Annotated in this window: 13 protein-coding genes; 11 read left to right on the top strand and 2 right to left on the bottom strand. The window is 41.0% G+C overall.

The genetic code is table 11. The features are described from left to right. Positions 1 to 114: 114 nt before the first annotated feature. From xthA to AC3KZC_RS07480, 4 genes are all read left to right on the top strand, one after another. On the top strand, positions 115 to 918 hold the full coding sequence (gene xthA / locus AC3KZC_RS07495) for an exodeoxyribonuclease III (protein WP_490576856.1): 804 nt from the start codon (positions 115 to 117) through the stop codon (positions 916 to 918). A gap of 32 nt (positions 919 to 950) precedes the next feature. After that, positions 951 to 1,601 carry an energy-coupling factor ABC transporter permease gene (locus AC3KZC_RS07490; protein ID WP_490576855.1) on the top strand — a complete coding sequence of 217 codons (651 nt, stop codon included), beginning with the start codon at positions 951 to 953 and terminating at the stop codon, positions 1,599 to 1,601. Then, positions 1,598 to 2,458, top strand: a complete 861-nt coding sequence (locus tag AC3KZC_RS07485; RefSeq protein ID WP_490576854.1) for a putative RNA methyltransferase — start codon at positions 1,598 to 1,600, stop codon at positions 2,456 to 2,458. The genes AC3KZC_RS07490 and AC3KZC_RS07485 overlap by 4 nt, the downstream gene beginning before the upstream one ends. 130 nt (positions 2,459 to 2,588) lie before the next feature. Beyond that, positions 2,589 to 3,320 (top strand): hypothetical protein, encoded by a 732-nt coding sequence (locus AC3KZC_RS07480; protein WP_490576853.1) that lies wholly within the window; start codon positions 2,589 to 2,591, stop codon positions 3,318 to 3,320. 37 nt (positions 3,321 to 3,357) lie between these two features. Here AC3KZC_RS07480 and yfbV read toward each other — a convergent pair whose 3' ends face one another. Then, the gene (gene yfbV / locus AC3KZC_RS07475; RefSeq protein ID WP_490576852.1) at positions 3,358 to 3,804 is read right to left on the bottom strand and encodes a terminus macrodomain insulation protein YfbV; all 447 of its coding nucleotides are present in this window, start codon (positions 3,802 to 3,804) and stop codon (positions 3,358 to 3,360) included. A gap of 176 nt (positions 3,805 to 3,980) precedes the next feature. Here yfbV and AC3KZC_RS07470 point away from each other — a divergent pair, with 176 nt between their 5' ends. The 7 genes from AC3KZC_RS07470 (at position 3,981) to AC3KZC_RS07440 (ending at position 10,780) form a co-directional block, all read left to right on the top strand. Beyond that, positions 3,981 to 5,180 carry an acetate kinase gene (locus tag AC3KZC_RS07470; RefSeq protein WP_490576851.1) on the top strand — a complete coding sequence of 400 codons (1,200 nt, stop codon included), beginning with the start codon at positions 3,981 to 3,983 and terminating at the stop codon, positions 5,178 to 5,180. After that, positions 5,180 to 7,324 carry a phosphate acetyltransferase gene (pta, locus tag AC3KZC_RS07465; RefSeq protein ID WP_490576850.1) on the top strand — a complete coding sequence of 715 codons (2,145 nt, stop codon included), beginning with the start codon at positions 5,180 to 5,182 and terminating at the stop codon, positions 7,322 to 7,324. Before AC3KZC_RS07470 ends, pta begins: the two co-directional genes overlap by 1 nt. 396 nt (positions 7,325 to 7,720) lie before the next feature. After that, entirely contained in the window at positions 7,721 to 8,110 is a 390-nt protein-coding gene (locus tag AC3KZC_RS07460; protein ID WP_490576849.1) for an ACT domain-containing protein, read from the top strand. Further along, on the top strand, positions 8,107 to 8,619 hold the full coding sequence (locus AC3KZC_RS07455; RefSeq protein WP_490576848.1) for a PTS glucose transporter subunit IIA: 513 nt from the start codon (positions 8,107 to 8,109) through the stop codon (positions 8,617 to 8,619). Before AC3KZC_RS07460 ends, AC3KZC_RS07455 begins: the two co-directional genes overlap by 4 nt. Positions 8,620 to 8,637: 18 nt before the next feature. Next, the gene (locus tag AC3KZC_RS07450) at positions 8,638 to 8,982 is read left to right on the top strand and encodes an ArsC family reductase (protein ID WP_490576847.1); all 345 of its coding nucleotides are present in this window, start codon (positions 8,638 to 8,640) and stop codon (positions 8,980 to 8,982) included. Next, positions 8,979 to 10,112, top strand: coding sequence for a succinyl-diaminopimelate desuccinylase (dapE, locus tag AC3KZC_RS07445; RefSeq protein ID WP_490576846.1), 1,134 nt, complete (start codon positions 8,979 to 8,981; stop codon positions 10,110 to 10,112). The genes AC3KZC_RS07450 and dapE overlap by 4 nt, the downstream gene beginning before the upstream one ends. Continuing rightward, the gene (locus AC3KZC_RS07440) at positions 10,109 to 10,780 is read left to right on the top strand and encodes a M15 family metallopeptidase (RefSeq protein WP_490576845.1); all 672 of its coding nucleotides are present in this window, start codon (positions 10,109 to 10,111) and stop codon (positions 10,778 to 10,780) included. The genes dapE and AC3KZC_RS07440 overlap by 4 nt, the downstream gene beginning before the upstream one ends. A gap of 151 nt (positions 10,781 to 10,931) precedes the next feature. On the opposite strand, the gene AC3KZC_RS07435 is transcribed toward AC3KZC_RS07440, so the two are convergent. Then, positions 10,932 to 12,152 (bottom strand): pyridoxal phosphate-dependent aminotransferase, encoded by a 1,221-nt coding sequence (locus tag AC3KZC_RS07435; protein ID WP_490576844.1) that lies wholly within the window; start codon positions 12,150 to 12,152, stop codon positions 10,932 to 10,934. Positions 12,153 to 12,195: the final 43 nt, after the last annotated feature.

Here is a 12,195-nt window from a genome sequence, read left to right as displayed (position 1 = left end):
ACTGGCACACTAAAATCCCTATAACCCAAGTGAACCAGCCTAAATTTAATGGTACTATAGCGCCACTTTGGTAAATGGTCCGCGTTTACCCACCTTTTTAGCTTGGATTAAAACATGAAAATCATTTCATTTAATATAAATGGCCTGCGCGCCCGTTTACACCAGTTACAAGCGTTAATTGAAAAGCACCAGCCTGATGTAATTGGTTTACAAGAAATAAAAGTACACGATGAAGCCTTTCCGTTAGCGGATGTTGAGGCCATGGGGTACCACGTTTATTTTCATGGTCAAAAAGCCCACTATGGCGTGGCGATGTTGTGTAAAAAAGAGCCGTTAAGTGTTGAAAAAGGCTTTCCAACCGACACCGATGAAGCCCAACGCCGCATGATCACTGTGACGATTGAAGATGAGCAAGGGCAACCAGTTAAAATTATGAATGGCTACTTTCCACAAGGCGATAGCATTCATCACGAAACGAAATTCCCATATAAAGCACAGTTTTATAAAGACCTAATGACTTACTTAGCAAGCCAAGACCCTGCAAGTCAGTTAGTTGTGATGGGCGATATTAATATTTCTCCATTAGATAAAGATATCGGCATTGGTGAAGTTAATGCAAAACGTTGGCTTAAAACTGGAAAATGTTCATTTCAACCGATTGAGCGTCAGTGGCTTGCGGATTTAATGGCTTGGGGTTTTACCGATACATTTAGACAAATTCACCCAGAGACTAACGAGCGTTTCTCGTGGTTTGATTATCGCTCAAAAGGGTTTGATGATAATCGTGGTTTACGTATTGATGTTATTTTAGCTACAGCCTCACTTGCTGCTCGTTGTGATGACGCAGGGATTGATTACGAATTACGCGCTATCGATAAACCATCTGATCATGCCCCTATTTGGGCAAGCTTTAACTAAGGCGTATTAAATTAGCAAAGGAACCCAAATAAATGCAAAGCTGGTCGTTTCTACAAGTCAGTAGTTTATTGTGTTTTATTGCTGTGCTGATAAAAGCGTGCGATCGCACGCTCATTATGAGTTTACTGAAAAATAGCCAATTACAACAAAGCTCTTTAGCGGCAAGTTTAGTGCTTGCTGGTCTTTGGTCGATTAAAGCTGGTATTTTACCCAATCTTACGGTGCATATATTAGGCATGACGGCCATTACGCTGATTTTTGGTTGGCGTTTTGCCACGCTGATAGCGTCACTTGCTTTGCTGTTGTTGCTTATTTTTAGCGAACTCACGTTAGAACAATTGGGGCTTGTTGCCCTTTCAAACGCTTTGTTACCCATAACAGTAAGTTATTTTATTTTTTTAGCCAGTTATCAATACCTTACTCGGCATGTATTTGTGTATATTTTTGTCTGCGGCTTTTTATGTGCGGCTTTAAGTGCTGTATTGCATATTGGCTTGATGTCAGGCCTGTTATACTGGCAAGAAGCGTATTCTTGGCAACAAATTTACGATAACTACACCATTTTAGCGGCTTTAATTTGGTTTCCAGAAGCGACTATCAATGGCATGGTAATAACGTTACTTATTATTTATCGCCCGCACTGGGTTAAAACCTTTTACGATAAGGATTATTTATCACAATGACTTTGGCCTATCTTTGCCCTATTTGTCAGCAACCATTGGCATTAACCGATAAAACCTTGCGCTGCACTGCAAATCACAGTTTTGATTTTGCAAAAGAAGGTTATGTAAACCTACTGCCGGTTCAGTTTAAAAAATCAAAAGACCCAGGTGATAACCTTGAAATGGTGCAAGCGCGCCGCGCATTTTTAGCGAGTAATCATTACGGGTTTTTACAACAAGCCATTGCAGCTCATTTAACTGAGTTACCTGCCGGTAGTTGTGTGATTGATTTAGGCTGTGGCGAAGGGTTTTATACCCATGCATTAAAAGCCGCTGCGCCTGATTGCCAAGTTTATGGCGTTGACATTTCAAAACCTGCGGTTAAATACGCTGCAAAACGCTACCCCGATTGCCATTTTAGCGTCGCCTCCATTGCACAAACGCCTTTTGCAACAGGCCAAGCCGATGCATTAGTCAGTGTATTTGCTCCCTTATTTGATAATGAATTGGCACGTTTAGCGCATTTAGCCGATGCAGAGTCGACTCAGACTAATGGCTTTTTATTAGTCGCAAGCCCTGGGCCTTGGCACCTAAAAGAACTAAAAGAAATTATTTATCGCGACGTTGAAGAGCACACACCTGTGCCGTGTCCAGTCGGATTTAAACAGGTGTCACAACAAGTGTTAAGTAATCAAGTATTACTGCCATCAGAGCTTGCCTGCCACTTAATTATGATGACACCGTTTGCATGGAAATTTCGCCCTGAGCATTGGGATTCTCTAAGAGCGTGCAGTGAAATATCTGTTAAATTAGAATTCTATCTTACGCGATTTGAAAGATGCACTCAGGACGTTATCTCCATCGAAGTGAATGCCTAATAGAAGCTATTTTAACAACCACACAAAAAAGCCTGAATGTTTTACCGAGTGTAATACACTGTAATAGCGCATCACAGAGCCTGCTCTAAAATGAAATGCTTTAACAACGCATTCTTTTTGGAGCCCAGTTGTGCAATACATTATTTCACCCTGTGATAATTTACAAAACTGGTTCTCTGGCAATAATTTAAGTGTCAGAGAACCCTTTATTATTGAAGCTCAATTGCCGCAAACACTGAGCCAAACTGAATTTATTTGGCATTGTGAATTAGTACCACACTGTTCTAATTTTACGCACCACACTGTCATTGCGATTGAACCAAAAAGCCAGTATGTCCTTTTTTTAACCATCAATGGTGCACTCACCACACGCAGTTTAGCGGAGCAACTCATCAAAAATTGGCAGCAAGAATTATGGTGGCTAATTTTATATGAGAACATTTTAACAGATGAAGGGCATGAGGTATTTCGTAATTCGATTACCCGCCAAGCATTAACAATTTCATATACTTGTGCACAAAACAGTGAAATTGAAGTAACTCTGCATGAAGCTAATTACCAATTAACACAAATGCTTGAGTTTTCTGAAAAAGAAATATTATCAAAAGATCAAAAACTTGAACTGACGTTTATTTTAAATCAAAGCCAAAAAGCGTATATCAAATCAGGTGCTGTCATCTCTTTTTATCCTGCGGTACGCTTATTAGATCACGCATTAGCTCAATTTTATAACCAAACAGCGCTGCAACACAGGGGGTTACTCAATAGCCAAATACTTGAAAAACAACCTTTTAAAGTCGATAAAGATAATATTATTGCGCTACAAGACTACCTTGCAAATAAAAAACTCAGCCAAGGCTGAGTTTTTTATTATGACACGATGAGTAAATCCAAAGAGGTTAAAAAATTTCTTTGGTAAAGGCTTTATCCATTTTTTCAAACATATCTTTTAACAAATGGGCTAATTCATAAAAACGTGGCTGAGCGCGGCTGACACTTGGCTGATAGCCATTTTCTTGCATTTTTGATTGCAACTCACGATACCAAGATGCCAATGAAGGCGGTAATGTGGTATTCGCTCGTTTACCTAACCAATACAAGCCTTGTACTGGCATTGAGAGTAAAAATAAAGCAAAAGTCAGTGCTTGCGGTAAATATTGAGTCCCTAAAAGTTGAACTTGAACAAAAATACTCAGTACAGCCAGCATTGGCATAACTTTTAATGCCATTTGTGTTGCCTTGATCACTCGACGTTCGGGAAAAATTGGGGCGAGTTCAACATTATCTGGCCAAATTTTGCTATATTGCTGGCCATCACTCAATTGCGCCACGATACTTTTTTGCATATGGACCCCTTAAATGACTTGAAACATTTAACCATATCAACCAAGTTAGGTTAAAATTAACTGCTGGATAACTCTAGTGTACCATAGTCTGAAAACCCTGCATGCAAATGCCGTTCACTATTGTTTATTTTTGTTCAATTTGAACCCCTATCGCCATTATTGTGGAATTGCCTTTTATGTCTCAACAACATGTTTTAGTTTTAAATTGCGGTAGCTCTAGCTTAAAGTTTGCTATCTTAACCCCCCACACTGGTACCATGGTGCTAAGTGGATTAGCCGAATGTTTAGGCAGTGATACTGCCCGTCTTACCTATCGTTTTAATGATGTAAAAACCACGATCAATTTAGCGCCAAAAGCCTGTCATCAACTCGCCATTGCGGCGCTTGTTGATGTTATTAAAGACAATAATTTAGTACAACAATTGATTGCCGTTGGCCATCGTGTTGTTCATGGTGGAGAGCACTTCACACGCTCAGTGATCATCGATGCAACAATTAAAAAGGTGATCGCACAAACAGCTAATTTAGCTCCATTGCATAATCCAGCCAACCTCATTGGCATTGAAGCTGCACAACTTGCATTTGCAAATTTACCGCAAATTGCTGTTTTTGATACCGCTTTTCATCAAACAATGCCGCAAACAGCTTACTTATATGCATTACCTTATTCTCTTTACGAAAAGGAAGGCGTTAGACGATACGGCTTTCATGGCACCAGCCATTTTTATGTCGCGCAGCAAGCAGCGCTCATGCTTAATAAACCTTTCGCAGAGAGTTATTTAATTAGTGCGCATTTAGGTAATGGCTGCTCAGTATGTGCCATTAAACAAGGTAAGAGTGTCGATACTAGTATGGGCTTAACCCCCCTTGAAGGCGTAGTCATGGGCACTCGAAGTGGTGATATCGACCCTGGCTTATTTAGCTTTTTAACCCAACAACTTGGCTATAGCGCCGTCACGATTGATACCATACTTAATAAAGAAAGTGGTTTGTTAGGATTAAGCCAATTATCGAATGACTGTCGAACTTTAGAAGAAGCACATTTTGCTGGCAATCATCAAGCTACTTTAGCATTAGATGTCTTTTGTTATCGCCTAGCAAAACAAATTGCTGCGTATATTGTGCCTCTTGGAAAACTCGATGCGATTATTTTTACCGGTGGTATTGGTGAAAACTCTTCGCTGATTCGTGAAAAAGTATTACACCTCCTGAGCTTTTTTGGCTTTAGCCTTGATAATGAATCCAATTTAGCCGCTCGTTTTGGTAACAGTGGCGTCATCACCACTAATTCAGGTCCATGCGCCCTCGTGATCCCAACTAATGAAGAGTTAGTCATTGCCCAAGACGCCGCTCAATTAATTAAGGAAGCCAATTAATGTCTCACCGCATCATGCTTATTCCTGTATCGACCGGCGTGGGCTTAACCTCTGTCTCTGTGGGTATTGTTCGTGCGCTTGAGCAAAAGGCTGTTCGAGTTAACTTTTTTAAACCGATTGCACAGCCTAGATTAGGTGATAGCGGGCCTGAAAAATCAACCGAAATAGTTAAGTTAGGCTCTAATATCAAACCGCCCATGCCAATTGAGCTCATGTATGCTGAGCAAATGATTGGTGATGGTAAGGGCGACATTTTACTTGAAGAAGTGATCAGCCGTTTTGAAGAAAGTGTCAGCGATGGTGAAGTTGCCATCATAGAAGGGATGGTGCCAACGCGAAAACAACCTTATGCTGGGCGACTAAATCGTGAAATTGCTCAAGCTCTTGGCGCTGAGATTGTGTTTGTCCTCACACCGGGTAACGACCCGCTAGATCAAATTGAGCACCGTTTAGAAATTGCCGCTAGTTTTTATGGTGGCGTTGAAAACGAGCGAGTGCTTGGTTGTATCTTTAATAAAGTAAATGCTCCTCTTGATGAAGAAGGACGTGCACGAGCTGATCTTGCCGATCAATTCGATCCCGATAAGCTTGAAGCTGAGCAAAATCGCCTTGCCGCAATGCCACTTTTTAGAAAACACCCCTTTAAATTACTAGGATCAGTACCTTGGGATTTTGAGCTCGTTGCGCCACGCGTTTCAGATTTGGCTCGATATTTAAAAGCAGAAATTCTCAATGAAGGCGATTTAGCTCATCGTCGCCTGCGCAGCGTTACTTTTTGTGCCCGTACAGTTTCAAATATTTTATGTCATTTTACGCCAGGTGTATTGTTAGTGACCCCAGGCGATCGTTCTGATGTTTTAGTAGCTGCGTGTTTATCTGCAATGAACGGCACTAAAATTGGTGCTATTTTATTAACGGGTGGTTTTAAGCCTGAAGATAGAATCATGAAATTATGCGAACAAGCGATGGCAACCGGTTTACCCATTTTATCAACCCAAGCTGATACATGGCGCACATCTTTACTGCTGCATAATTTTAATATGGAAGTACCCATTGATGATGAACAGCGTATCGAGCGCGTTAAAGATCATAATGCTGCCAGCATTGACCCCGATTGGCTGCACAGTTTAACCAAAGGTGTTGAAAAAACACGTAAAATGTCACCACCTGCGTTTAGGCATCTATTAACAACTAAGGCACGCCTTGCTAATAAAATCATTGTGTTACCCGAAGGTACGGAACCTCGTACCATTAAAGCGGCAGCTATTTGTGGCGAACGAGGCATTGCTAAAACAGTGTTACTGGGCGATCGCGAAGAAATTTTACGTATTGCAGCACAACAAGGCGTACAACTAAATGATGCTGTGACGATTATCGACCCTGTTGATGTACGCGAAAATTATGTAGCGCCATTAGTTGAACTGCGTAAAAATAAAGGAATGACCGAGGTTATTGCCCAAGAGCAATTACTCGACAATACCGTATTAGCAACCATGATGCTGGCACAAAACCAAGTTGATGGGTTAGTTTCAGGTGCGGTCAATACCACAGCTAATACCATTCGCCCGCCACTTCAACTCGTTAAAACAGCCCCAGGATCATCTTTAGTTTCGTCGATATTTTTTATGCTGCTACCTGATCAAGTGTTAGTGTATGGCGATTGTGCTATTAACCCTGACCCTACAGCCGAGCAATTAGCTGATATCGCAATTCAATCAGCTGATTCTGCAATCGCATTTGGTATAGATGCAAAAGTAGCCATGATTTCTTATAGTACAGGTACTTCAGGTGTGGGGGCCGATGTTGAAAAAGTACGCCTCGCCACCGAGCTTGCTCAAGCAAAACGCCCTGATTTAGTCATTGATGGTCCACTACAATATGATGCTGCAATCATGGAAAGTGTTGCACTTAAAAAAGCGCCTAATAGCTTAGTAGCCGGTAAAGCCACGGTATTTATTTTTCCTGATCTGAATACCGGTAATACCACCTACAAAGCCGTGCAACGAAGTGCCAAACTCATTAGTATTGGACCAATGTTGCAAGGCATGAGAAAACCGGTGAACGACCTAAGCCGCGGTGCATTAGTCGATGATATCGTCTACACAATTGCCCTCACCGCAATTCAAGCAACTCAAGTCAGTTAATCTTAAAATCTCTTGACTTAATTGGAGCACAGTGGTTTTACCACTTTGCTCCAAGGTGTTTACAAGGCAACTAATCAAAATTTGCGCCATAGACGTAAAGCAATTAAAATCAATAAGTTAATTATTTAATAATGAGTAACTAACAAGTTTATCCACAGTTTTTGTGGACAATAATGAATATAAATACAACCCAATTATTTTTAGCCGTGTGTTTATAGAACATAAAAAATCATTGTTAATGCCTTTATCCACTTGCCACCTTCATTTTAAAAAGCACTTATCATGCTGAACAAGCGTTTGACTTTTATTGGAATTAATTTACTTTTTACCCTATCTCACTTGCACCCTTGGGCAGATCATCGCACAATAAGATAAGCCGTCACGCAAGGAAGTACTATGTCAAAACAAACGCTCGAATTGATGAATGAAACCTTCACAATCCATAGCTTTGATCCCTCAGTTCCCATTCCGAATGAAGTGTATCAAGCCAAGGTGTTTTTTATTGCTAAAACCTATGATGAACTATCGATTGTTTGCCCTGACTCAATCAAACTCAACAGTAACGAGTGCGAAACAGGTTGGGCTGCTTTAGAAGTATTAGGCCCGTTAGGGTTTTCTTTGACTGGTATTCTATCAAATATTTCGGGTGTACTTGCGAACGAAAAAATCTCTATTTTTGCAATATCAACCTTCGATACCGATTATGTTTTAGTCAAGCAAAAAGACATTACTGCTGCCATAAACAGCTTGCGAAAAAATGGGTATCTGGTAACAAACGTTTCATGAATACAATCCACCGCCAAGTGATCTGTGCGAATCAAAATCAATTAACGGGTATTGGTCTGCCCATATTCAGTCCATGCTCAGGCAAAATACAACCGCTAATATCCCATCCGGACCCTCTTTTTTCTCACGGTATCATGGGCTGTGGATTAGCGATGATACTGACAGGTCACAAAATTTATGCACCTTTTGATGGTACTATAGAGCAGGTAAGAGCAGGTGGGACAGAGATTATTTTAACATCTCGCCAAGGAATAAAAATGATGGTAGCAATAGATATTTCAAAGCATTATCTCCCACTACCTGGATTACGTTTTTATGTGCAAGAAGGCCAAACGTTTAAAGCTCAAGACCCTCTTTTTTATGCTGATTTACGCCATCTTCCACAACCTATTTTCGCTGCAATAACCGTATTAAATCATGATAAGCTTGGCGGCATTTATTTTAGTCTACAACACGCTCGCGCGCCGCAAGACATCTTGTTTCATATCACTGCACGCAGCAAACGTTAACCAAATTTAGGACATTTTATGACCATAATGTATGGGATCCCCAATTGTGACACGATCAAAAAAGCAAAAAAGTGGCTAGAAAGTCATAATATTGCATTTGAATTTCATGATTATCGAAAACAAGGGCTCACCCTTGAACAATTAGCTATTTTTGAAGCGGCACTTGGCTGGCAAGCTTTAGTCAATAAACGTGGCACTACATTTCGCCAACTGCCCAAAGAACAACAAGACAATTTAACTCGAGAATCGGCTTTAGCATTGCTCATCGCTCACCCTGCAATGATAAAAAGACCATTACTAGCTCATAATTCGGCTTATCACCTCGGCTTTAAAGCTGAACACTACCAAGAGATTTTTGCATGAGCCAATCAGACGTTATTACACTAGCACAAGCACTCATTCAGCGTCCATCCGTTACACCTAAAGATGAAGGCTGCCAAGCATTAATGGCAGAGCGATTAACAAAAGTAGGGTTTTCAATTGAAGAACTCTTTTTTGTAGATACGCAAAATATGTGGGCACGCAAAGGCCAGAACTCTCCGCTATTTTGTTTTGCTGGTCATACCGATGTTGTACCCACAGGCCCTATCAATGCGTGGCATTTAGACCCATTTGCAGCCACTGTACAAGATGGCTATCTTCATGGCCGCGGTGCAGCTGATATGAAAGGCTCGTTAGCTGCAATGGTTGTTGCAACCGAACGCTTTGTTACTGACCACCCCAACCATAAAGGATCCATCGCATTTTTAATTACCTCTGATGAAGAAGGTCCTTTCATTAATGGTACTACACGAGTGATTGATGTCCTCGAGGCTCGCAACGAAAAAATTGAGATGTGTTTGGTGGGTGAACCATCCTCTACGCACCAAGTAGGTGATGTCGTTAAAAATGGCCGCCGCGGCTCATTAACTGGCTTTGTCAAAGTCAAAGGGATCCAAGGTCATGTGGCCTACCCTCAACTGGCTAAAAACCCTATTCATTTAGTAAGCCCTGCACTGACAGAGCTGAGCCAAACCGTGTGGGATCAGGGTAATGAATTTTTCCCTGCAACTAGTTTTCAAATTTCAAATATTCAATCAGGTACAGGCGCAGGTAATGTGATCCCTGGAGAGCTTGATGCTCAGTTTAATTTTCGCTTTAGTACAGAAGTCACTGTCGAGCAATTACAAGCTCGGGTAGTGTCTATTTTAGATCATTACGGTTTTGATTATGATATTAGCTGGATTATAAATGGTTTACCTTTTTTAACAGCCGAAGGCTCATTAGTTGAAGCGACCGTTAAAGCAATTAAACAAGTACAACACATTGAAACTTCATTAGAAACAACCGGCGGCACATCAGATGGCCGTTTTATTGCCCAAACTGGCGCACAAGTGGTTGAATTAGGCCCTTGCAATGCAACCATTCATAAAGTGAATGAATGTGTCAGCATTGAAGACCTTGAAAAATTAACCGATATTTATTATCACATTTTACGAGAAGTCTTGGTGTGATCTTAACTTCTGAGCTACTAGGACAAAGTCGCGCACATTTAGCGCCATTTGGTCAACATTTCATTCACCCTACTATACACCATGATTTTCAGCGACTTTGTGATGGCGCAAAAAAAGCGGGGTTTGATTTAAAAATAGCGTCGAGTTTTCGTGATTTTGAACGCCAACGGCTTATTTGGAATAATAAATTTTTAGGGCTTCGACCCGTGTTAGATGCCGATGAAAAACCGATCGACATTAGTACGTTGTCAAAGCGTGATCTGTGCTACGCGATTTTACGTTTTTCAGCGTTGCCAGGCGCCAGTCGCCACCATTGGGGAACCGATCTTGATGTGTTTGACGCAAACGCTGTGGCACTCGATTACCAACTTAAGCTTGAGCAAAATGAATACCAAGAGCACGGACCATTTTATGAATTTAATTGCTGGCTTGATGACCACTTAACTGATTTTGGCTTTTTTCGTCCTTATGCTCGGTATCAAGGTGGGGTCGCGGCTGAACCTTGGCACATAAGCCACCGTTCGCAAAGCCTCAAAATGGAGCAAGCGTATAATTTAGCCATTCTGACTTCACAAATAAACAGCACTGATGTTGAGGGTAAAGAAACATTAGTTACTCATTTACCTGATATTTACCAACAATTTATTACTAATATTTGCCAGCCTTGATGCATTAATAATACTGAAAAATCTCGACTTTCGACTTGAAGCTCAGCGGTGTTAACGACGTGTGTTCACCCCAACCATAAAGTGAACTTATATGATTGGGGATCCACTGACTTAACGCCTATCTGCTACTCGAATTAATTTAGATATAACGTTAGCTTTCTTGTTTGTAATGCTCAAAAAAGCGCGCCATTTGGGCAAGGGCAGGTTTAAGTTGATCTTGATGCGGTAAAAACACCAATCGGAAATGATCTGGTTCAGGCCAATTAAACGCGCGCCCATGCACCAATAAAATCTTTTCTTGCATTAATAAATCGTAAATTAATTTCTCATCATCGTGAACATTAAACTTGGCGCGATCAAATTTCGCAAATGCGTATAATGCGCCTTTGGGTTTAACACATGAAATACCCTCTATTGCATTTAATCCTTGAAAAACAATATCACGTTGCTGATACAAGCGCCCTGTCGGCTTAATTAAATCATCAATTGATTGAACGCCCCCCAACGCTTGTTGAATTGCATATTGCGCAGGTACATTGGCACACAAACGCATTGAGGCAAGCATATCCAAACCTTGAATATAGTCGTGCATTGATGAGAGCTTGCCGCTAAGCACCATCCAGCCCATGCGCAAACCTGCTGCACGGTAAGTTTTGGCTAACCCATTAAACGTAATGATGGGTAAATCATCACACAAGGTGCCCACTGAGGTAAAACTCACGCCGTCATATAAAATTTTGTCATAAATTTCATCAGAGAAAATGAGTAATTTATGCTCTCGTGCCAAGCCTATCAAATCTTGGATCAATGCTTGATCATACACAGCACCGGTTGGATTATTGGGGTTGATTAAAACAATGGCTTTTGTTTTGCTTGTGATTTTGCTGCGAATATCGCCGATATCGGGAAACCAATCTTGTTGCTCATCACATAAATAATGAACAGGCGTACCACTGGCTAAACGAACCGCGGCAGTCCAAAGAGGATAATCTGGTGCAGGAATGAGGACTTCATCACCATCATTCAGTAACGCCTGAGTACTTAATTGAATTAACTCACTGACCCCATTACCAATATAAATATTATCAACATCTAAATTATAAAAATTCTTTTGCTGATAATGTTGATAGATTGCCACGCGGGCAGAATACAGACCCTTAGCATCACAATAACCTTGAGCTGAAGAAAGATTGCGAATGATGTCTTTGTGCATATCTTCGGGCATATCAAAACCGAAAGCTGCTGGGTTACCGATATTGAGTTTTAGGACCTTATGTCCTTCGTCTTCCATGCGACGAGCTTGCTTTAAAACGGGGCCACGTATGTCGTAACATACCCCCTCTAATTTGTTACTTTTTTTTATTATCGGCATAATCCACCCCTATTGAATTAGGCTAAGACTATCGCATCTAACT

It is taken from the genome of Pseudoalteromonas sp. J2K-J031, assembly GCF_058197095.2.
Note: the sequence above shows the minus strand (reverse complement) of the source record. Positions and strands in the feature narration are given on the sequence as shown.